The organism is Hymenobacter sp. UYP22 (assembly GCF_040547285.1).
In the GTDB taxonomy this organism is placed as follows: Bacteria; Bacteroidota; Bacteroidia; order Cytophagales; family Hymenobacteraceae; genus Hymenobacter.
In genome coordinates this window covers 120639-142580 of sequence record NZ_JBEPPK010000011.1, presented here as the reverse complement: position 1 = coordinate 142580, position 21942 = coordinate 120639, and the positions used below count along the sequence as shown (strand labels likewise).

At 57.8% G+C, this 21942-nt stretch carries 18 protein-coding genes; 6 read left to right on the top strand and 12 right to left on the bottom strand.

The features are described from left to right. Nucleotides 1–47 precede the first annotated feature (47 nt). From ABIB60_RS16550 to ABIB60_RS16540, 3 genes are all read right to left on the bottom strand, one after another. The gene (locus ABIB60_RS16550) at nt 48–2495 is read right to left on the bottom strand and encodes a S9 family peptidase (protein WP_354581434.1); all 2448 of its coding nucleotides are present in this window, start codon (nt 2493–2495) and stop codon (nt 48–50) included. A gap of 248 nt (nt 2496–2743) precedes the next feature. Then, nucleotides 2744–3322: a nitroreductase family protein gene (locus ABIB60_RS16545; RefSeq protein WP_354581432.1), complete on the bottom strand. Its 579-nt coding sequence runs from the start codon at nt 3320–3322 to the stop codon at nt 2744–2746. A 48-nt stretch (nt 3323–3370) separates the two neighbouring features. After that, the gene (locus ABIB60_RS16540; RefSeq protein ID WP_354581430.1) at nt 3371–4084 is read right to left on the bottom strand and encodes a pirin family protein; all 714 of its coding nucleotides are present in this window, start codon (nt 4082–4084) and stop codon (nt 3371–3373) included. Between the two features lie 752 nt (nt 4085–4836). Between ABIB60_RS16540 and ABIB60_RS16535 the strand changes: the two genes are divergently transcribed. Further along, a complete protein-coding gene (locus tag ABIB60_RS16535) occupies nt 4837–5778 on the top strand; it encodes a glutamate--tRNA ligase family protein (protein WP_354581428.1) in 942 nt (313 codons plus the stop codon). A 331-nt stretch (nt 5779–6109) separates the two neighbouring features. On the opposite strand, the gene ABIB60_RS16530 is transcribed toward ABIB60_RS16535, so the two are convergent. The 3 genes from ABIB60_RS16530 to nfi all read right to left on the bottom strand — a co-directional run bounded on the left by ABIB60_RS16530 (nt 6110) and on the right by nfi (nt 11952). Next, on the bottom strand, nt 6110–7609 hold the full coding sequence (locus ABIB60_RS16530; protein ID WP_354581426.1) for a RagB/SusD family nutrient uptake outer membrane protein: 1500 nt from the start codon (nt 7607–7609) through the stop codon (nt 6110–6112). A 14-nt stretch (nt 7610–7623) separates the two neighbouring features. After that, the gene (locus tag ABIB60_RS16525; protein WP_354581424.1) at nt 7624–10800 is read right to left on the bottom strand and encodes a SusC/RagA family TonB-linked outer membrane protein; all 3177 of its coding nucleotides are present in this window, start codon (nt 10798–10800) and stop codon (nt 7624–7626) included. Nucleotides 10801–11265: 465 nt separating this feature from the next. Next, on the bottom strand, nt 11266–11952 hold the full coding sequence (gene nfi / locus ABIB60_RS16520) for a deoxyribonuclease V (protein WP_354581422.1): 687 nt from the start codon (nt 11950–11952) through the stop codon (nt 11266–11268). A 126-nt stretch (nt 11953–12078) separates the two neighbouring features. Between nfi and ABIB60_RS16515 the strand changes: the two genes are divergently transcribed. Together ABIB60_RS16515 and ABIB60_RS16510 are read left to right on the top strand one after the other, a co-directional pair. Next, nucleotides 12079–12648, top strand: coding sequence for a DUF1990 family protein (locus ABIB60_RS16515; protein ID WP_354581420.1), 570 nt, complete (start codon nt 12079–12081; stop codon nt 12646–12648). Next, nucleotides 12641–13366 carry a DUF1990 domain-containing protein gene (locus ABIB60_RS16510; protein WP_354581418.1) on the top strand — a complete coding sequence of 242 codons (726 nt, stop codon included), beginning with the start codon at nt 12641–12643 and terminating at the stop codon, nt 13364–13366. Before ABIB60_RS16515 ends, ABIB60_RS16510 begins: the two co-directional genes overlap by 8 nt. A gap of 18 nt (nt 13367–13384) precedes the next feature. Here the strand turns inward: ABIB60_RS16510 and ABIB60_RS16505 are convergent, their stop codons facing one another. Then, entirely contained in the window at nt 13385–14041 is a 657-nt protein-coding gene (locus ABIB60_RS16505; RefSeq protein ID WP_354581416.1) for a cytochrome b/b6 domain-containing protein, read from the bottom strand. A gap of 163 nt (nt 14042–14204) precedes the next feature. On the opposite strand from ABIB60_RS16505, the gene ABIB60_RS16500 reads away from it, so the two are divergent. Beyond that, nucleotides 14205–15245 carry an NAD(P)-dependent alcohol dehydrogenase gene (locus tag ABIB60_RS16500; RefSeq protein ID WP_354581414.1) on the top strand — a complete coding sequence of 347 codons (1041 nt, stop codon included), beginning with the start codon at nt 14205–14207 and terminating at the stop codon, nt 15243–15245. Between the two features lie 104 nt (nt 15246–15349). Here the strand turns inward: ABIB60_RS16500 and ABIB60_RS16495 are convergent, their stop codons facing one another. The 4 genes from ABIB60_RS16495 to ABIB60_RS16480 form a co-directional block, all read right to left on the bottom strand. Next, entirely contained in the window at nt 15350–16897 is a 1548-nt protein-coding gene (locus tag ABIB60_RS16495; RefSeq protein ID WP_354581412.1) for a serine hydrolase, read from the bottom strand. Nucleotides 16898–17022: 125 nt separating this feature from the next. Then, nucleotides 17023–17418, bottom strand: coding sequence for a hypothetical protein (locus ABIB60_RS16490; protein WP_354581410.1), 396 nt, complete (start codon nt 17416–17418; stop codon nt 17023–17025). Between the two features lie 289 nt (nt 17419–17707). After that, a complete protein-coding gene (locus ABIB60_RS16485) occupies nt 17708–18196 on the bottom strand; it encodes a hypothetical protein (protein ID WP_354581408.1) in 489 nt (162 codons plus the stop codon). A 128-nt stretch (nt 18197–18324) separates the two neighbouring features. After that, a complete protein-coding gene (locus tag ABIB60_RS16480) occupies nt 18325–19524 on the bottom strand; it encodes a pyridoxal phosphate-dependent aminotransferase (protein WP_354581406.1) in 1200 nt (399 codons plus the stop codon). 106 nt (nt 19525–19630) lie between these two features. Here ABIB60_RS16480 and ABIB60_RS16475 point away from each other — a divergent pair, with 106 nt between their 5' ends. Beyond that, nucleotides 19631–20176: a DinB family protein gene (locus ABIB60_RS16475; protein WP_354581404.1), complete on the top strand. Its 546-nt coding sequence runs from the start codon at nt 19631–19633 to the stop codon at nt 20174–20176. Nucleotides 20177–20227: 51 nt separating this feature from the next. Here ABIB60_RS16475 and ABIB60_RS16470 read toward each other — a convergent pair whose 3' ends face one another. After that, nucleotides 20228–21055 carry a M12 family metallopeptidase gene (locus tag ABIB60_RS16470; RefSeq protein ID WP_354581402.1) on the bottom strand — a complete coding sequence of 276 codons (828 nt, stop codon included), beginning with the start codon at nt 21053–21055 and terminating at the stop codon, nt 20228–20230. 281 nt (nt 21056–21336) lie between these two features. Here ABIB60_RS16470 and ABIB60_RS16465 point away from each other — a divergent pair, with 281 nt between their 5' ends. Continuing rightward, nucleotides 21337–21510: a hypothetical protein gene (locus ABIB60_RS16465; RefSeq protein ID WP_354581400.1), complete on the top strand. Its 174-nt coding sequence runs from the start codon at nt 21337–21339 to the stop codon at nt 21508–21510. Nucleotides 21511–21942: the final 432 nt, after the last annotated feature.

Below are 21942 nucleotides of genomic sequence, written 5' to 3'. Positions count from 1 at the left end.
CCGGGCGGCCTTTCTGCACAAGAAATCAGCCTAATCAGGCAGAAAGCCTAGCGGGCATCGGCTTTGGTTGTTTCCGCTGCCGGGGTACCGGCCTTCTTCACGTAGGTATCCAGCCAGGAGTTCATTTCCCACAGCATGTGCATGATGGACTCGCGGGCGGCATAGCCGTGGGCTTCGGCGGGCAGCACCACGTAGCGCACAGTAGCGCCGTTGCCTTTGAGGGCATTGTAAAACCGCTCACTCTGGATGGGGAAGGTGCCGGAGTTGTTATCGGCCTCGCCATGAATCAGCAGTAAAGGAGTCTTGATTTTGTTGGCGTAGTTGAAGGGCGACATGGTGCTGTACACCTCCGGGGCCTGCCAGTAGGTGCGTTCCTCGCCCTGAAAACCAAACGGCGTGAGGGTACGGTTGTAAGCGCCGCTGCGGGCAATACCAGCCTTGAACAGGTTGGTATGGGCCAGCAAATTGGCGGTCATAAACGCGCCGTAGCTGTGGCCCATTACCGCCACGCGGTTGGGGTCTACCACGCCCAGGCGCTTTCCTTCGTCAATGGCGGCTTTGGCCGAAGCCGTGAGCTGCTCCACATAGGTATCGTTGGGCTCTTTGGTGCCTTCGCCTACAATCGGAATACTGGTGCCTTGGAGCACAGCATAACCCTGCGTTACCCAGAACACGGGTGAGCCCCAGGTAAAACGCGTGAACGTGTAAGGGGAGCCTTTCACCTGGCCGGCATCCTTCTTGTCCTTGAACTCTACTGGGTAAGCCTCCAGCAGCGTGGGCAGCGGGCCGTCCTCCTTCTTGTAGTTCGGGGGCAGGTAAAGGTTGGCCGTCAGATCAACGCCATCAGCTCGCTTGTACTTGAGTACCTGCTTTTGCAGGTTGCCCAAGGTGGCATAAGGATTCGGAAATTTGGTCAGCTGCGTGGCTTTGGGGTTGGGGGCATCGCGCAGGAAGTAATTGGGGGCTTCCTGGGCTGATTCGCGTCGGGTCACAAACCGGTGCTTGTTGGCATCCAGAATAGTTACCGGCACCTCGTAGTACGGCGCTTCTGAGCGCCACCACCGGGTGCTTTTCTTGGTCCGCACGTTTAGTTCATCCACAAACGGACGGTCACCCTCCCCCGAAGCCCCAGTGCCCATCAGGTACACAACATCCGCATTGGCATCGGTGGCTAGCACCCGGCGACCCAGTTCGTTGCGCCGCTGAAACGGGGTGCCGGGGTCAGAGTAAGTATCCTGGGAAGAACGCTCAAACAGGGGCGTCAGGGAAGTTCTGGTAGCCAAATCCAGGCTCCAGAGCGCTTCTTTCCGGTCGGCCCAGCGGTAACCTTCCACCAGGGCCAGCTTATCGGAGCCGCTCCAGTAGATGCGGCGGAAGCGTAGCGGCAAGGCCGCCAACTCCTGGGGCTGCCCATCGAAGGGGGCACCCAGCGCGAACAGCTTGTCGCGCACCGGCGCTTCCGTTTTAGGGTTGCCCCCATCCTGAGCCTCTACCCAAAACAAAGTATTAGGAGCATCCTCCCGCCAGCTGATGTCGCGCGGGCCGGTGGGCACGGCGTCGAAGCTGGTGGGTACGTTATCGGCGAGAGGTAGATTGGCTATTTCTTTCACCACCAGGCCTTCCATGTTCAGCACATCAATGCGCTCGGGAAAGCTGTTGAGGGGCAGCGTGTAGGAGTACGGACGGTGACGGGTGCTGACCAGCACATATTTGCCACTCGGGGAGGGAGAAGCCCGCTCAATGATGCCCGGCTGCCCCAGCGGAGCCATCCGACCATCCAGGCCAACCTTTACCACCTGGGCAAGCGCATAATAATCGAACAGTCGCTCATCAACCGGATTCTTCAGCAAATCCTGGTAGGTGCGGGCGGCCGTGGTGCGGCCCACGTTCTGCTGAATGGTAGGGCCAGTGGGTGCCGCTGTGGAGCTGGGCGCTTCGCCACGGCCACCTACTATGGCCCGGGCAATAATAGTCTTGCTGTCGGAAGCCCACTCGTAGGGAGTTCCCAGCACGCCGTTCAGAAACAAGTTAGGTACCAGCTTAGCCGTAGCCGACGCTACATCTACCAGCCACAGCTCCACATGATTGTTGGTGGTGTGGGTGAAAGCAATTCTGGTGTTGTCCGGCGACCATTGCACGTCGCTGATGCGGGCGTTGGTGGGCAGGCCTTGTACCAGTAGCTCTTTGCCCTCGGGCAGGCGGTGCAGGCGCAGCGAAGAAGCGTAGCTCACGCGGCTGGCCCCGTTGGTACGCGGGTTAATGCGCAAACCCGCTAACCGCATTTCCGGCTGGCTTACCTCGGCAATGGCAGGCATATCCCGCACATCCATCAACAGCATCCATTGGCCGCTGGAAGCAAAGCTGACCCGGGGGGTGAGCGGAGCATCAACCAGGGCGGCAATAGCGCGCGGGGGCGTTTGGTAGGGGAGGTCTTGCGCTGCAACCAGGCTGGTAGCACCCACCCAGAAGGCTAGCGTGAGTCGAGCTATTTTCATAAATTCAGGGTAATCAACTAAGTACTAGTTACAAAGGACGGTACAATCTGGCACATTCACTAACAGCGGCGGCAACATGTTCAGTATGTAGCACGTAGTAAGGCGCTTTTGCCAATTCGGACCAACAGAAAAGCCCCGCTATATAAGCGGGGCTTTTCTGTTGGTCTATAAAAAGGATAATTTTAATCTGTATGAGTCCAAGGCCAAAGCAAGACCCGAGCTGGTTGGAATGTACTGCTCAGGACCAGCTATTCAGGCAACTGCCGGTGAAATGCAAGCTCCGTGAGGGCTTTGCGCTGGCGTGGGGCCTTCTCCCGGCTCAGAAAGGGCTCTTCCAATTGCTCAGCCTCACCCAAATAACCCAGAGCAAGCATCACAATGGGCTGCAAGCCCTCGGGCAGCTGGAAAACCTCCTGGGCCCTGGCCCGATCAAAGCCACCCATGAAGTGACCATGCAAACCCAGCGCCGTAGCTTCTAGGATAAAATTGGCATTTGCCATACCCACGTCGTGGAGAGCGGCGGGGTTGGCTTGGCCATTGTCGTAGTGCGTTTTGGCCAGGGCCAGAATAAGCACTGGCGCGTTCTTGGCCCAAGGCTGATTGCCGGGTAGCAAGCAGTCTACCATTTTCTGGAAGGCCTCGTGGTCGGCGTGGTGCGCGTAAATGTAGCGCCAGGGCTGCTCATTCATGGCACTGGGGGCCCAGGAGGCAGCCTCAAAGGCTTGGTGCAGCGCTTCGGGAGCAACGGGGTAGCTGGCAAAGGACCGGGGGCTCCAGCGCTTGCGAATCGTTTCCAGAACCGGAAACGCGGTGGGGGCATGTTTCATAAACGACGAATGTCAGCGAATAAACGCGGATTTTACGGAAAGACAGCCTTACAGGCTCATGGGTACTTCCATGAGTAGCAAGCGGGTAGCGGTAGTAGCCTGCACCTGCAGCGTGCTGGTTTCCCACACGCCCAAACCGTCGCGGCGGCTGAGTGGCTGGCCAGCTACGGTAGCCTCGCCTTCCAGCACAAACACGTACACCCCATTACCAGGCTGCTTCACCTGATACTCGGCGGCAAATCCCGCATCGAAGTCGGCCAGATGAAACCAGGCATCCTGATGAATCCAGACCCCGGCATCCTCGGGGTTAGGCGACAAAACCTGCTGGAATTGGTTATGCCGGTCTTCGGCCCGGAAGCTCTGCTGGTCGTAGCGGGGCGTTACGTTGCGCTGCTTCGGAAATACCCAAATCTGCAGGAACTGCACGGCCGCCGAGGAACTGTGGTTTTTCTCGCTGTGGGCAATGCCGGTACCCGCACTCATCACCTGCACGTCGCCGCTTTGGATAATGCCGTGGTTGCCGGCGCTGTCCTTGTGCTCCAACGTGCCGCTGAGTGGAATGCTGATAATTTCCATGTTGTCGTGGGGGTGGGTGCCGAAGCCCATACCGCCCGCCACGGTGTCGTCGTTCAGCACGCGCAGCACCCCAAAATGCACGCGCTCCGGGTTCTGATACCCGCCGAAGCTGAAGGTGTGGAAGGAATTGAGCCAACCATGGTTGGCGTGGCCCCGGGTGCCGGCTTTATGAAGGAGAGTCTGCATACAGTGAGTAGGAAATGGTTGATGGATGCAAATATATGTACATACATCAGTTAATTATCAAAGATTCCGAATAATAGGTAGATGGTTGCTTTTCGGGTTATGCTAGAGTTGTCAGCTGCTTGCCTAAGAACTAGATGAGCGGGGTCTGAAATAAAAAATGAGCGTGATTGCCGCGCGTTGGGAAGGGAGAAAAGCACGGTATTCGCCACCAAGAAGCGGCTGCCGAAGGGAACCAGCAGTACCGGGAAATCAAGCAAGGCATAGCGCGCCACGTGAGCTAAGCGAATTTTGATCCGCCAACAGTCGGTAGCCAAATTAGCAGTGTCAAAATGCAGAGTAGCTAGCCTCCATCTGCATCAAAACAGCCGCTGGCCCGGCTGGTAGCCGCCGCCCCCTAGGCTGTGTGAACAGTTGCGTAGAGAGAACGTCATGCAGAGCGCAGCATCTCGCGTACTGATGTCAGGATTAGTCTGGTAACCTCAGCACGCGAGATGCTTCGCTCTGCATGACGTTCTAGGCAGGACAGTTTATCAACTGTCCATATGCTCTAATGAAAGGGCTGGTAGTGGATATAGTCGTTTGATTACCGTAAACATCAGCAGGCGGAATGAGATGCCCAGGCGTCACTTCATCAGTTTTCTGCTGTCAAACTCAGTGCAGGCTACGGGACATCACCTCTGATTATTTCAGTAGGAGGGACCCTGCCAAAGAGGTAAAGTTGTAGCCGCCCGCGTACTTTCGGGGCTTATCGTATGCGGCAGCTTCCTACCATTCCCGTTGTTTCGCGTCTGGCTCCTACGCCCAGTGGCTTCCTGCACCTGGGCAATGCCGTCAACTTCACGCTTACCTGGCTGCTCACGCGCCAAGCGGGTGGCACTCTGCACCTGCGCATCGATGACCTGGACCGGGCCCGCTTCCGCCCCGCCTACCTGGAGAACATCTTCCGGACGCTGGAATGGCTGGGTCTCGACTATGACCACGGCCCCACCGGCCCCAACGATTTTGAGCGCAATTTTTCCCAGCAGCATCGGCTACCGGAGTATGAGGCCGCATTGCAAGCTGCTCAACTGACGCACCCCCGAGTGTTTTATGCCTGCGGCTGCTCCCGTACCGGGCTGGCTCGTCAAGGAGTACTTGCTGGGAGCTACCCCGGCACTTGCCGACATGCTGCATTACCGTTATCTGCCCCCGGAGTAGCATGGCGGGCTTATGTGCCCAGCGGCTCCATCGTCCCCATCCAGGATATGGCGCAAGGGCTAATGCAGGTAGACCTGACTGCCGAGCTGGGCGACTTTGTAGTACGAAAAAAGGATGGAGTGGCTGCTTACCAAGTGGCCTCAGTCCTGGATGATGTGCGGCTGGGTGTTACCTGCGTAGTGCGCGGACTGGATTTGTTGCCCAGCACGGCCGCCCAACTGTGGCTGGCGTCCCAACTGCCAGGGCAGGCAGGTTTCCGGCAAGTGCAGTTCTATCACCATGCATTGCTCACTACTAGTTCCGGCGAAAAGCTGTCTAAATCAACGCAGGCCGGCTCCCAACGCGGCATTGTGGAGGAGGCTGACTCCCCACAGGTTGTGTATGAGGCAGTAGCTCAACTACTAGGGCTGTCGGAGCAAGCAGCTACTTCTCTTGCCATACTGAGGGAGAGGATAGCTCAACAAAACAATGGGGACACCTGGGCAAACTCGGTATGAGATAAACCGTGCTATAGCGGTTTCGCAAACGGTGTAGAGACGCCTGCTTGCGGCTCCTCATCTGCACCACTGCCGCGTTATCGTTCAACGAGGAGCCGCAAGCAGGCGTCTCTACACCGCCGCTACATCGTTCGTGAACTTGCTATAGCATAAAACCTCTACTGCTAGGAAGTGAACATTCATAAAGTATAAGGCCATCTACCTGCTGGCACGGTACTTTTCCAGGCTTTCAAAATGGACTCTGTTGTGCGGTAATCTGTAGTACCCTAACATACAAAAAAGGTCTTCTGCGCTTTGCAGAAGACCTTTTTTGTTGGCTATGTCCGCGAAACTAGTTGCGGGTCATAGCTCCGTTGGTCTGCAACTCCGAGCTAGGAATAGGCCAGATATACAGCGTAGAAGAAGGCTGTACGGCGCTAACCGTACTCTTGCCGGCAATAGGACGCAACAGACGCATATCATCGTTGTTACGCAGACCCTCACCCAGAAACTCCAGCCGCCGCTCCAGCAGAATGGCGTCGATAATGGAGAAGGTACCAGTGAAGCTAGCTGCCGTGTAGGCATCCGAACCCGAACGGGTACGCACGGCGTTTAGCAGCTCCAGAGCACGGGCGTTGGTAACCCCCTGGGTGCGCGCCAACGACTCGGCAAGGTTCAGCAGAACCTCTGCGTACCGGATAACCGGGGCCGCATCCGTGTAAGGGTTGGCTGAGAGGGCGCCGTTCGTGTATTTGCGCAGGTAGGGTACTGCGGTTGGAGTGCCTACCCGGGTTACCAGCGTGGCCAAACGAGCATCGGTAGCCTTGAAGTTCGTGTTGGCAATAACTCCGGCTGGGTTCAGGCTATACTCCTGCCCGCCGCCTTGGGTATTGGGCAGGAAGTAAAAGGCCAGCTGGTTCTGCGTGCCGGGCGGATCTTGGGTGGTAAAGGGGAAGGCCATGATCATTTCGGTACCGCCGGGGTTAGGAGCGAAAACGGCCGCGAGGCTTGGATTCAACTCGTGAGCCACGCCGGTAGGAGCCTTGAAGGGAGCCGCCGTTGGAACAATTTTATTGGCTTCAGTTACCACATCACCGTAGCGGCCCATGCTCAGCAGCACCCGGGTACGCAGGGCAATGGCGGCGTTCTTGTGCGCCCGAAATACGTTGCCGGCCGAGTTGCTGAGAGGCAGGTTGGTTTCCGCAAACGTCAGGTCAGTCAGAATTTGGTCGTACACCTGCGCTACCGTGCTGCGGGCCAGGTCGTTATTGCCCAGCTCCGTTTCGGCCTGCAGACGCAGGGGTAAACCGGGTTTCGAACCATTGCCATCAGCGTAGGGCCGGGCATAATACTGCAGCAGCGAGTAGTATGCCAGAGCCCGCAGTAGCCGGCCTTCTGCTACGTACCCATTGGCAGTAGTTGTGTAATCGGCGGGAAAAGGGGCCGCTGAGAACTTGGAGGAGTTAGCCGCTATGCCCGCCAGAAACACGTTGATCTGGTTAATGGCCGCGTAGCCCGAACCCCACAAGTTAATAACGTCGTTCTGCGAGGCTTCGGTGAGGGTATGTTGCCACACGGCCGCCCCGGTTACCAGGTTGGATGTCCGGTTGATGAAGTCATCGGCCCGGATATCACCGTAAACCTGGTAACGGCCACCCAAAAAGGAGCCCGACTTCATGTAGTCGTACATGTTGTTTACCTGTCCCAGTACACGGGAAGGCGTATCAAAGGCTACTTCACTGGCCAGATCAGTTTTCGGCTGAACTTCCAGACGGTCTTCGCTGCAGGAAAAAGTGCCCAGGCCCAGGGAGGCCGTAAGCCCCAGGGTCAGGAGATATTTAAAAGTCTTCATTAAGCGAGAGAGAATTAGAATCCGAGGTTAAGACCAACCGTGTAGCTGCGGGCCTGGCCCACCGAGTTGCGGTCAACACCGGCACCGGTGTTGTTGCTGCCGTTGGTTGAAATCTCGGGGTCAATACCCGAGTAGTTCGTTAGCAGCGCCGCGTTTTGCACCTGCACGTAGATGCGGGCGTTGCCTACTCCGAATTTGTTGATGAGGGTAGAGGCAAAGTTGTAACCCAGAGACACGTTCCGTAGACGGGCAAAGTCACCCTTCTCCACGTTTGAAGACATAATCAGGGCCGAGCCATTCGATACGTTGTCACCATACACGACACGGGGCCACTCAGCATTGCGGTTGGTTTCTGTCCAACGGTCTTTGATGTCAGTGGCATTGTTCCAGAAGCGCTGGTCGTGCAGACCGGCCTTCGTACCGTTGTAGATGTAGTTACCGCCCGAGAACTGGATGAATACGCCCAGGTCAATGTTTTTGAAGCGGAACGTGTTATCGAAGCCACCATACCAGGTAGGCAGGGTGGGACCATAATACCGGCCGTCACCTAGCTGAGTGGGGGCAGTAGTTGGCGTTACACCATCCATCAGCGTCCAGCCCTGGCCCAAGTGGTTGTATTGTACCACCGTGCCATCAATTTTCTGAATCATCCGACGACCATTCTCCGGGTTTACGCCCAGGGAAGGAACCGCCAGGATTTCACCTACGGAACGGCCTACAGTAGTAAAGTTAACCGTTTCCAGTCCGGAAGTGGCTGTACCAATGCGCTGGTCAGCCGTCACCAGCTTGGTTACTTCGTTTTTCAGCGTGGTAAGGTTGGCGTTGATCGACCAGGTAAAGTTGGGCTTGTTAATAGCCGTGGTGCGCACGTTGAATTCAAAGCCCTTGTTGCGCATGGAACCGATGTTGGCGGCAATAGCGTCGCCCGGAATGCCCCGCGAAGGAGCCTGAGGTACGTTTAGAATCAGCCCGTCCACATCATTTCGGTAGTAGGCCACGTCACCTTGAATACGGTCTTCAAACAGGCCGAAAGACAAGCCAACATCCGTCTTTTTGCTGGTTTCCCAGCTCAGGGCAGCGTTACCAGCGTTGCCGAAGAAGAACGTGTTGTTGGCACCATACAGGCTGGGCCCGTACAAGTCACGGGTGGTGAAGTCGCCGATACCCTGGTTGTTACCAACCTCGCCGTAGCTACCCGTGAATTTCAGGAAGCTGAGGGTGTTGAGAGCCGAAGAGTTTTTCCAGAAATCCTCCTCGGAGATGATGTAACCCAGCGAAGCACCGTAGAAATTGCCCCACTTCTCATTACCCCAGGCCGAGTAACCGTCACGACGGGCATTGAAGGTTGCTAGGTATTTGCGGTTGAAGTTGTAGCTCAAGCGGCCGAAGTACGACATCAGGAAGTTTTCTCCCTGAAAAGAGCCTGAGTTTACAATGTTAGAAAAACCACCTTGGAACGTCGTGAAGAAGGGGTCGGATACACTGGTACGGTTAGCGCCCCACCGGTCAATGGTAGTGCTCTGGTATTCAGCACCGGCCAGAGCAGAAATGATGTGCTTTTCGGCCAGCGTTACGTCGTACTGTGCCGTGTTTTGCCAGTTCCAGCGCTTGTTGGTCCGGTAGAAGTTAGAGGCGCTACCAATGTTATACTGGTCGCCGGCAATGGGAGTATAGAAAGCCTGGTCCTCGAAGGAGATGTTGTAGATACCGTAGTTGGTACGCAGATGCAGGCCTTTCAACAATTCAAGGTCGCCGTATACGCTTCCCTGGATTTCATTGCCCTCCGAGCGGAAGTAGTTGTTTTCTAGGTCAACCAGCGGGTTATAGTAGCCTGGCAGCAGGGGCTGGCCGTTGGTGGGGTTGATGTTGGCGCCGGGGCCAATACCAGCACCGCTGATGTTATACGTGCCATCGGGGTTGCGGGCGGGTACGTTGGGGGGCAGTACCAGCGGCAGGCGGCCCAGGCCGGCCGTACCGAAGGCACCATCACCCACGGAGCCGGAGTTGGGCGAGGCCGTGCGGGAATTGGTATAGCCTACACGAGCACCCACGCTGAAGCGCGAGAACACCTTGTGGTCGATGTTGAGGCGGGCGGAGGCACGCTTAAAGCTGTTGCCTTCCAGCATACCCTTTTGATCGGTGTAGCCGACGGAGGTGTAATACGTCGTCTTTTCCGTGCCGCCGCTGAAGTTAAGCGTGTTGGATGACGAGAAGCCAGTGCGGTAGATGTAGTCGTACCAGCGCGTATCTACGGGGTTGCCGCTGCCATCCAAGGTTGGCTTAAACCCTTCCACGTTAGAGCCCGGCTGGCCAATGGCTACCCGGTTGGCGTTCAGGTTCCGAACAGCCTCGTTCTTGATGTCGATGTAGTCGGCCGCGTTCAGTACATCGTACAAACGAACCGGGTCGTTCCAGCCTACCCAAGAGTCAAGAGAGAGTTTGCTCTGGCCCCGGCGGCCTTTCTTGGTGGTTACCACAATAACGCCACCAGCAGCGCGGGAGCCGTAAATGGCTGTTGCCGAAGCATCTTTCAGCACTTCCACGCTTTCAATATCGGCGGGGTTGATGTTACTGAGGGGGTTGTTCGGTACGCTGCCTACGGCCGAGCTGTTGCCGCTGAATGCCGGAATACCGTCAATTACGTATAGCGGAGCCGAGCTCAGGGTGATGGAGTTCACACCCCGGATACGAACTACGGGGGAGGCGTTGAGTACCCCGTTGGGAGTGGTAATGTTCACACCGGCGGCCTGACCCTGCAAGGCCTGCTCGAAGCTTTGCACCGGTTTGTTGGCAATTTGGGCGGCCGTAACGGTTGCTACCGAGCCCGTAAGCTCACGACGGCTTTGGGTAGCACCGTACCCCACTACAACTACCTCGCTGAGGGCTTTGCTGTCGGTGGCAAGGGCGCTGTTGATAGTGTTTTCCGAGCCAATGCTCTGCTCAACGGAAACAAAACCAACAGATGAGAATACGAGAGTACCTCCGCTGGCTGGGGCGGAAAGGGTATACGTGCCGTCCGAGTTGGTGGAAACACCATTGCTGGTGCCTTTCACGAGCACCGTTACACCTGGTAGGCCTTCACCCGTGGTGCGGTCCGTAACCCGACCCGATATCGTGCGGGTCTGGGCCTGAGCATGACCACCCGCTAGGGTCAGGGCAGCTAAGGGAACTAGTTGTAAAACTCTTTTCATGCAGGCGCAGAAAGTTTAGTGATGAAGTTGACAGCCAAGAAAGGAAATAAATGAAACCAGAACAATAAAATTAGGTGAGCATTGCAAAATAATGGCTGTATTAATGTGCTTTTAATAGTAAATGAACAAGATTGTTGAAGCAATTAAGAAGCTATATGTATCGACAGTATAGCGGTAAGCAGGCTCCAAACCAGGACAGGTTTCTAAAGGGTGTGGACAGTTGATAAAATATCCTGCCTAGAACCTCATGCAGAGCGCAGCGAAGCATCTCGCGTGCTGATGTCAGGATCAGTCTGGTAACCTCAGCACGCGAGATGCTTCGCTGCGCTCGGCATGACGTTCTCCCTACGCGACTGTCCATACAGCCTAGTGAATGACTAAGGGATATTATTGGCTTGTCCTGACACACAAATGGCGTCGCTCAGTCTTGAACAACGCCATTTGTGTGTCAGGGCAAGCTAACTTCTATCGTATTTCCTTCTTGAACTCTTCGGCCCAGTGGTCGGCGAGGCGGGTTGGTTCTGGGAGTTTGTAGCCCCGCAGGCAGGCTAGCGTAAGGCGGGTGGCCGTGGCTTGGTCACAACGGTGGCCGGGGCTCACGAATAGAGGATTTACCCTGTCTTTACTCCGAATGACCTCGCCCAGTAGTGCGCCTTGTTTGTCGGTAAGAGGGGAGATGCTGCCCTTGGTGAGGGCAGGCTCAGCGTAGAGGCCGGTGAGCCGTTGCTTGGCAACGCCGAAAGTTGGCAGGTTGAGCTCTACCCCTAGGTGAGCCGCAATGCCCATGCGGCGGGGGTGGGCAATGCCATGCCCGTCTACCATAATTATATCCGGTTTCTGGCGGAGCTTTTCGTAGGCTACAAGCAGGTTGGGCGCTTCGCGAAACGCCAACAGGCCCGGAATATAGGGCAGCGTAACGGGCCCGACGTGGTACACCTTCTCTACCAACTCCAGGGAAGGAAAGCGCAGCACCACAAAAACTGACAGCACCGTTTCGGGCGTGGGAAAAGAGGAGTCGCAGCCGGCAATGAACTGCGGCTCCTGGGCTAGCGGCTCCAAGCGGGTACGAGTGCGCAGTGCGTCCTGCTGGTGGGTAAGCTCCCGGACGATTAGCGGGTCGGGAGCGGGGCCGGGTGGGCGGTAGTAGGCCATATAGAAAGGAGGGAAAATGGTAAGGAGGGGAATAGGTATAATAGGCTGTACTAGCATTTACAGAGGCAGGTTATAGAACCCAGCTTCCACTGCCACGTTACGGAGGTACACCACTTGCTTTGCCCTATGTCGAAACCTGAGCAACCGGCCCACACCGGCAGCGGCCCCCTGTTTGAACGGCGCTACTGGATAGATGTGCAGCATCCCCGGTTGGCGGCCGAGGACTTACTGGACCATATCAAATGCCACTTGCCTGAGTATGCGCCCGATCTGCTGGCCGATTTTGAGAAAACCAAAGGGCAGGCTCATTGTCTGGCCTCCGGCGATGAATTTGGTATTCGTATTCTGGGCCCTTGGAATGGGGATGTGCGGGTGACGCAGGTAGAGGACGATGGGTTTGAACTGGCCACGCTGGAAAGCCACCCGGAGGCGGGCCGCATCCACTTTAGTTTGCGGCCCCACAGTATGCTGCCGGACACGTGGCGGTTTGAAATACACTCCCGGGCCCGTTCCCGCGACGGGCTAGTGGCGCTGACTTATGACACACTGGGGCTGGGGCGCCGGGTGCAGCAGCAAACCTGGGAAACGTTCTGTCAGCGCGTGGCCGAAAAAAGCGGTGGCCTGCCTCTGGCACCGGTGCAGGTGGAAACCTGCCGTCAAACCGATTCTCACACCGAAGTAAGCCAAGATGCCTGAAGCTGCCCCCCTGTACGAGCTGCAAAAGAAGCGCCTCGATGCGTACATGAATGCCGGCTATAACTTCGACCCTGATAAAGCGGCCGATTATACGCCCGACGCCGGCTGGCGCGTGGATGATTACGAAACGGAGCTTCCCACTGAAGCGCCTGGGCCGGCTGAGGCGCACGGCTCCTGGGCCGCCGCCCGCGAGGTGCTGCGTAATTACACCTTCCCACCCCCCAATCTGATTACCGGCATCTTCCTGCCCGACCAGCCCCTGGACCAGCGGGTAATGGTACTGCGGGGCCAGTTTTTGCTGTTCACCTTTTGGTTTGGCGTGCGCATAGGGGCCGTAACGGATGAAACCCGTACCCTGGCTGATGGTAGCCGGGAGCAGGTGTGGGGCTACAACTACCGTACTCTGGAAGGCCATTTTGAGCGGGGCCAGATTGATTTCTCCGTGCACAAAAACCTGACGACTGGCCGGGTGTGGTTTCACATCCATGCCTACTCCCAAACCGGCCGCATCAGCAACCCCTTCTACTGGCTGGGGTTCCGGCTGTTCGGGCGCATGCTGCAGAAACGGTTTGCAACCCAATCAATGAAGCGGCTGCGGGAGCAGGTAGAGGAAATGCTGCGCAAGGGCTGGACGTCCCCAGCGGTGCAGCAGGCTCCGCCCGTGCAGTCCGTGTCGGCCCACAAGGATGCCCGTCAGCAGCTTCGGGAAAGCACCTGAACCCGGAGTAAGCTACAGCTACTCGACCGGTTCGCCGCCGTTAATCATGCCCGACACCAGCCCCGGCGCATCGGTAACCTCGGCGCGGAATACACCCACAATGTGCGCCACTGAGAAGGCCAGCACCAGGTACATGCTGATTTCGTGAATTTCCTTGGCCGTGTGCTCAATGCTGCGGAAGTAGTCCTCAAACACCAAAACCAGGCCCGTAACCACCAGCACAGCCAGCACCACGTAAAACGCCCGGTAGGCGTACCGAATCCAGATGCCCCGGCGGGCGGCCGCGTTGCCCTGGGCGGCCTGAGTTTGCAGGTGGGCTATTTTGGCGCTGGTGCGCTGGCTGCCCCGGTGCCGGAAGCTCACCAGCACCCGGTAAGCTAGCAGCATGGATAAGGCCAAGCCCGCCCAGATGTGCCAGTCCCAGATACGGTGGGCTACGATACGGGAAAGGCCCCGCAGCTGATCGGGGGCCATAGTCACGCCTTTTTCGGCCAGCACCTTGCTGAACTCCGGCGCTAAGCCTTTCACCTTTACAATAACGGATATAAAGAGGATGGTGATGAGCTGGAAGATGACCAGGCTGCCGCTGGCCCAGTGCCAGATGCGCAGGCCTAGGGAGTTGCGCTTGGGGCCCGCCGGAATGGGGGCAGTGGCCGAGTAGTTGGAGCGTTCCATACGAGGAGGGGAGGGGAAGAGGGTTGCCCGGGTAAGGTACACGCCCGCTCGGACAGTTACCCCACGGCAGCCCGGCTTTCTGCGGGGGCGGCCAAACAATCCGGGCCGAAAAGTAGTTAGCAGGGTTCTGTCCTGAACCCAGATACCTCTACAACCAACTCGTATGTCAGTAGCAAAAGGCTATACCGCTTCAGAAGCGCATGCTCCCCTCACCCCGTTCTCGTTTGAGCGCCGCGAAGTAGGCCCCCACGATGTACGTATTGAAATTCTGTTCTGTGGCGTGTGCCACTCCGATGTGCACCAGGTGCGCGACGAGTGGGGCGGCTCCATCTTCCCCATGGTGCCCGGCCACGAAATTGTGGGTCGCGTAACCGAAGTAGGTGCCCACGTGAAAGGCTTCAAAGCCGGCGACCTGGCCGGCGTAGGCTGCATGGTAGACTCCTGCCAGCACTGCGCCGAGTGCGCCGAAGGCCTGGAGCAATACTGCGACAATGGCTTCGTGGGTACGTACAACGCTAAAGGCAAAGATGGCCAGCCCACTTACGGCGGCTACTCCAACAGCATTGTGGTAACGGAGAAATTCGTGCTGCACGTGTCCGAGAAGCTGGATTTGGCCCGCGTAGCCCCGCTGCTGTGCGCGGGCATCACCACCTGGTCGCCGCTACGCCAGTGGAACGCCAAGGCCGGCGACCGGGTCGCCGTAATGGGCCTGGGCGGCCTGGGCCACATGGCCGTGAAATTTGCCGCCGCCATGGGCTGCGAAGTAACCGTGCTCAGCACCTCGCCTTCCAAGGAAGAAGATGCCAAAGCCCTGGGTGCCCACAAATTTGTAGTGACTAAGGATTCCGAGGCCATGAAAGGCATCCGCAACTACTTCGACCTGATCATTAACACCGTGTCGGCCCCCATGGACCTGACGCCCTACGTAGGCAGCCTACGCTTGGATGGCACGATGGTGCTGCTGGGTGTGCCACCGGAAGCCCCGCAGCTGCACGCCTTCAACCTGATTGCCAAGCGTCGTCGCATTGCTGGCTCCCTCATCGGCGGCATTCAGGAAACCCAGGAAATGCTGGACTTCTGCGCCGAGCACAACGTGATGAGCGACGTGGAAGTAATCCGGATGGACTACATCAACGAAGCCTACGAGCGGATGCTGAAGTCCGACGTGAAGTACCGCTTCGTCATCGATCTGGCTACGCTGTAAATGAGAATTGAACCCTGGTAAAGCTCATTTATCTTGGTATAAAAAACCGTCTGTCACTCCTGTTTGGGGTGGCAGACGGTTTTTTTGTGGCGTTTTAGTGGATGCTACAGCTTGTTGAACACGTACGGGTCGTACTCCACGTAGTCGTTGGCGCGTAGCTCCACGGTTTTCACGGTGTTGCCGTCTACTACAAACTTGGCGGGCATCACCCCAAATACCAGGTCGGAGTAGGTGGTGCGGAATTCCTGGCCGTCCATGTAGTCGAGGGTGGCGGTGAGGCCGGGGTGGTTGGGAATGGTGATGAGCAGCTGCTTGCCCTTCTGACTGATGCTGATGCGGCCGAACAGCGGGTTTTCGTAGTCGCCCACGTAGGATTTGAGCGGCAGGGGCAGCTTGTTCTTCTTGCTCACGCGGGCCGCCAGCTCCTTGGTAGGGTCGGTTTGGGTGGCTTCGGCCTGCTGCTTGCGTTTCAGGCCTTGGGCGCTGCGGTCCACGTAGGGTACACCCAGGTAGCTGTCGAGCAGCTGGTAGCGTAGCAGCTCGAAAAAGCTCTGGTTATCGTTGTTGGTGAGTACGGCAATGCCCAGGCCGGCCTCCGGCACAAAGCACACGTTGCTTACCTGCCCTGAGGCCCCACCCGTGTGCCAGAACACCTGTTTGCCGTTATAGTCGGCCGCTTCCAGGCCTAGCCCGTAGGTGACGAAGTGCGTGGGGTATACCGGGGATTTGCGGCTGGTAATAACGGTATTGGCGTCGCGGGTTTTGCGCAGGGCAGCCCAGGGCACCACCTGGCGGCCCTGGGAGCGGCCACTATCCAGCTGAAACTGCAGCCACTTGGCCAGGTCCGTCACGTTGGAAACCATGCTGGCCGCGGGGGCCATGTTGTCCCAGTTATCAAAGGGCACCTCCGCCAGCGGCCCGAAGGTGTTGGAGTAGGCATGGGCGTTGTTAGGCCGCTGGGCGAAGCCCGCCGAGGATACGAACGTGCTGCTCATGCCCAGCGGCTGCAGCAGGTTTTGCTGCACGTAGGTTTCCCAGGTGGTGCCGCCAGTAACGGCCGGAATTACCTCACCAGCCGCCACAAAGCCGGAATTGCTGTAGCCATAGTCGCGCCGGAACTGGCCGCCGGGCTTCATCAGCCGCATGCGCCGCACAATTTCCTGACGCTCCAGGTTGGATTTGAAGAAGGTGAAGTCACCCTGAAAGGTTTTGAAGCCGAAGTGGTGGCTCATCAGGTCGCGCACCGTAACCAGTTGGGAAGCCAGCGAATCGTAGAGCCGATAGTCGGGCAGGTACTTGGTTACTTTCTCGTCAAGGTTGATTTTCTTCTCGCCATCAAGCTTGGCCAGCGCCGTGCCCGTGAACAGCTTGGTGTTCGAGGCAATCATGAAGAGCGTATTGGCGTCTACCGGGGCCGGTTTGCCCCCTTCGCGCACGCCATAACCTTTCTGCACCACCACTTTCCCGTCTTTCACTACTACCACAGCCAGCCCCGGCACCTGCCAGCGTTGCATGCCGCGCCGGATGTAGCTGTCGAGACTATCGGTTACGAAGCGGTTCGGAGCGGCGGCGTTTTGGGCGAAAGTGGCCGGAGCAGCACCCAGCACCAGGCCAGCGGCCGCCACAAGACGAGAAAAGGAGGAAGGAAGCATATAGAGAAAGACACTGAAAGCGGAAAGCTACTCAACCGCTGCGGATTATGCCTACTGCATGGCTGAAACCCAGGCTAATGCTGAGTTTTCGTGCCGAACACAACGCACTGCGCAAAGAAACGAGCCTAGTTACCCCAGGGGAGCGGGGCTGGTTGAGTACTCCTAGCTCGGGGTAGTGCGAGCCACTGCGCAATAACTGCAGCCAGCAGGCCAATACAACCAAGAGTAAGCAGGTTAGAAAAAAGGTTGGCGTATTCAGTGGCTCGGTATGCCGCCACTGCTGCTGCTATATGGCCGCTGGTATCGGCTTCGCTAAAACCCTGCGGCAGCGTGATATCTTCGGCTATGTTTCGCTTTTGGAAGCGCACCAGCGTATACTGCCACTGCCCGTTCAGCCGCATGGCGACTCGTACTGCCGAAACACCTTCTGTTTCAACAACGGCTGTTTGGTCAGCAGCCCACATGTACTCCGTCCACTCTACCCGCCAACTGCCTAGTTTGTCTTGCAGAAGGTAGTACACACTGGTATAGTGGTGTTCGGGGTTGCGAATAGTAAACTGGCCGGGAGTAGAAGCCAGCGCGCCAGGAGAGCTAAATAGGAGCTTGAACCCGCACAATGGTAGGAATACCAGCACCACCCCAATAATGGCCGCCCATTTTGCCGTTCCGCTCCGGGGGTGTCGCAAAAGCTGAGTAAGAGTGGTAAGCACGCCCAAATCAAGCGCAATGATACCCCAAACGGCTAGTGCAGGAAGCTGATACAACATTGCTAATCGGATAAGTGGCCTAGCAAACTGTGTAGCAATTCATTTACTCCTGCTCCACCGGGTACTCAAACTCGCCCTCCAAGGTGAAGCGGCGGGCACCCCGGCCGGCCTCGCACACCTGGCAGCGGTAGGTGCCGCGTAGCCAGTGCCGCGTGGCATCTACGCCGGTAATCATCACGCTGCCCGTGTTCTGCCCGCACGATTTGGAGTAGGCCGCCACCTTGCCGAAGCGGTACGACGCATCCCGATTGCGCCCGCTCAAAATTTCCTGAAAGCTGTAGCTGCCTGCCTGAATTGGAAACCGGTCGATGATGATGGTGAGGCCCTCGCCGTCGGGGTCATCGGCGCGCACCACGTTCAGGCGCAGGGCCCGGTCGGAGTTCAGGAAGAAGCGGGAGCTAAGGGTATCGGCTTTCACCACCTCACCGTTGATGCGCAACGTGAGCCGGCGGGCCGTTTGGGAAGCAGGCTGTGGCTGTTTGGGTGCCAGGCCAAGCAGGGGCAGCAGTAGGAGAGGAAGCAGACGGTTCATGAGCAGGGCAAGGCAACAATCAGCCCAGAAGATACGAGTTTACGCTATGGCATCCTGCTCACGTTGGGCTATTCTGTGCATGTGGCGTATGTGATTTCATGCGCCACATGCACAGAATGACAGTAATTCTAGTCCGAAGTGCGGCCAGGGTACTGCTCCAGCGCGGCAGCTAGGCAGTCCATGGCTTTATCGATAACCTCCTGATTGACCACGTAGGCCAAGCGTACCTGCTGGCGGCCCAAGCCAGGCGTGGCGTAAAACCCCGAAGCCGGTGAAATCATGAGGGTCTGACCCTGGTGGCTGAAATTCTCCAGCAGCCACTGGGCAAACCGGTCGGCATCGTCCACGGGCAGGTGGCAGATAACGTAGAAGGCTCCGCTGGGCGTGGGCACCCGCACGCCGGGCATGGCGCGCAACCGTTGCAGCATCAGGTTGCGGCGAGCCAGGTATTCGGCTTTGGTGTGGTCGAAGTAGGTTTCCGGCAAATCGGCGGCGGCTTCGGCCAACAGCTGGCCCAGGCCCGGCGGACTCACCCGCAGTTGGGCCAGCTTGAAAAATACGTCGCGCAAGGCGTGGTTCTTTGTAACGATGGCGCCAATGCGGGCCCCGCAGGAGCTGTAGCGCTTGGAAATGGTATCCAGCAGCACAATATGGTCGTCGGCACCCCTTAGGTGCAGGGCGCTGGTGTACTCAGTGTCGTAGCAGAACTCCCGGTAGGCTTCATCCGACAGCAGATACAGGCTGTGGCGCAGGCAGAGCTCCTTTAGCTGCTCCATTTCCTGGCGACTATACACGTAGCCGGTGGGGTTGTTGGGGCTGCAAATCAGAATGGCCTTAGTGCGGGGCGTAATCTTCTGCTCAAACTCCTGAATGGGCGGCAGGGCAAAGTTATCCTCCAGGTGGGCCGTAACCGACACTACGTGTGTACCCGTAGCCACGGCAAACGCCGAGTACGGCCCGTAGAACGGCTCCGGCACGATGAACTCGTCACCGGGGTTGAGACAGCCCAATAGCGCAAACGAAATAGCCTCGCTGCCGCCCGTGGTTACAATAATATCTTCCGCGTCAACCGGCAGGCCCAGGCGCTGGTAATACTCGGCTAGCTTGGCCCGGTAGCTGGGGTAGCCGGCCGTGGGGCTGTACTCCAGCACCTGAATGCTGGCCCGCTGCACGGCCGCCAGCATAGCCGGCGGGGTTTCAATATCCGGCTGCCCAATGTTGAGCGGGTGCACCGTTAGACCCCGCTGGCGGGCCGCTTCGGCAAAGGGAGTGAGCTTGCGGTACGGCGACGGTGGCAGAGCCGCCCCACGCTGAGAGAGTTCGGGCATGGGTCTAAATATAGGCCTGCTGATGTAAAAATCTACTACATAGGCAGAGAATGCCTTTTCTGTGCATGGCTACCAACTTCTGGCAGCCAGAGCGGTTGCACCGAGTATGACGCCAACCACTCAACCCGAAGTATGGCTACGCGGCCCCTTGCCCGGTTTGCTGCCGTTGTTACAACCCCTGGCCCAGGCACTGCTGCAGGCCCGGGAGGAAATAGAAACTGCCCTGGCGGCCTTCCCCGATGTACTACTGCCGGTGCGGCCGGCCGAGGTGGCTTCCGTGGGTTTTCACCTGCGCCACCTCAGCGGAGTGCTCGACCGAATGCAGACCTACGCGCGCCAAGAGCCCCTTAGCGCCGCGCAATTTGCCTACCTGGCCGCCGAAAAAGAAGGCCTCACCCCACCCGAAACCACCGCCGCGCTGGTACGCCGCTTCCGCCAAACGGTGGAGCAGATGCTCGAAACCCTGCGCACTACCCCCGAGGCCACACTCCCGGAGTTCCGGCCAGTGGGGCGGCAGGCGCTGCCCAGCACGGTAATAGGGTTGTTGGTGCATGCCACCGAGCACACCACCCGTCACACCGGGCAGCTGCTGGTAACGGCCCGCCTCGTGCAAGCCCTGGCCCAGGGCAAGCTACTGCTGCCTGCAACGTAAAAAAGGCCCGCTGTCAGCGGGCCTTTTTTTGAACATGGCAAAATAACTGCCTTAGTACATGGCGTCAATACCCGATTTGTCGCCGGCCGAAAGGCCAGTGCGCTGGATGTTGAAGGTGGAGCCGTCTTTTTTGGTGATGGTAGGCTGCCCATTGCTGGAGAAGGAGAAAGAGCCGTACATCATGATGGAGCCGAAATCAAGGGCGCCGTAGTCGGTGCCGCTGATACCCTGAGCCGAGTATTTGGTGAAGTTGCCCTCGTAGCCCGACTGAATGTTCTGGGTAAGGATGTTCACGTAGGTGTCCCGGTCGTTGCGGGTTTGCTCGTGGAAGAGGCCCAGCGCGTGCCCGATTTCGTGGATGGTGTTACCCGTGCTGCAACCCGAAGCCAGGTTAATGTACTGGCGGCCGCCCACCATGCCAATGTTGGAGGAGCAGCCCGAGCCTACCCGGAACGTTACGTAGTTGCTCTGGGTGGTACGCTGCACAAAGCGCACCGGCGAGTTGGCCTGCCAGTGGGCAATGGCATCGGTTACGCGGTTCTGGCTGGGTAGCGCGGCATCAATGGTGTAGTAAACGATGGCGGAGGGCCAGCGGCCCGAGGTGCGGCCGGCGCTGGAAGGGCGCTGTTGTCCCTGGCTCTGCGTACCGGCGGCCTGGGCCGACGTTAGCAGAATGTCGCCTTCGTACACCTTTTCCCCATTTATTTCCTGGTAGGTGATGGACTCCCCGCCCCAAGTGCCGGCCTTGGCGTCGCCCGTCTGGCCGGGGTAGGCTTCTTCTACTTTGGCGTCTTGGGCCTGGGCCTGCGCGCTCTGGGCCGGCTGGCTTTCGTTGTCCTTGCTGCAACTTGCTAAAGAAATAGTACTAAATGCAGCCAAAAGGGCGAGAACAGAAAATTGGTTTTTGCGCATGTGTGTAAGGTTTTGGTTGTGGATGAGCTAAGAACGGCCGTAGGAAAAGAAATATTCCATCCGGGTTACAACAAAATTTTGGCCTGGCCGCCCGCGCGACCAGTACTAACAGTCTCAAGGCTCTAATCAGCCCTCAAAATCTTGCCCTAGAACACTGACGCCAACGCCGCCGCCCTGGCCACTAAAGCCAGCAACTATATGACCTCTATATCGTGCGGTGGCCGATACCACCCGCCCAGAGCAGCCAAATGAGCACCCAGAAGGGCAACACCAAGGAAAACCTCACGGTACTCAACGCCCTCTACGAGCCCATGACCCACCTGTTCAGCGACGGCAAAGCCAAAGCCGAGGACTACACCTTCCGGCAGCTGCTGAAGCGCGTGCGTCGCGAACGAAAAGCCGAACCGGCTTCGGAAGTGTAACCGGTTCGTGGCAAATGAAACAGGGGACCTGTTGGGTGCCCTGTTTTTGTGTTTGGGTAGTTTGGCAGTTGAGTATCTACCTTTGAATTATTCGCACGGTAGTCACCCCGCCAACGCGTCGTCTGAAAAGACGAAGCCCCGGCAGGTACGAACTGTCGGGGCTTCAGGAAGTGGGTGAATTGATCACCCTCAACCTACTTGGAAATGGGTAAACGTGCGAAACAGAAACCGGTTGGCAAGGCCAATTGGTTTCACGTTGCAATAGAGCTGACGAAAGCAGCTCTAAGCGGCGCAATCCGGGCGGTGGTCAGCCACTTGCTCGGGCATCCGTAGGATGGCGGCGGTCAGGGCTTCGGCACTGGCCGCCGTTTGCGCGTCTGGCAGACCGGCTGTCTGGCAGTGGTAGGCAAATATACAGTGGTTATGAGAAAA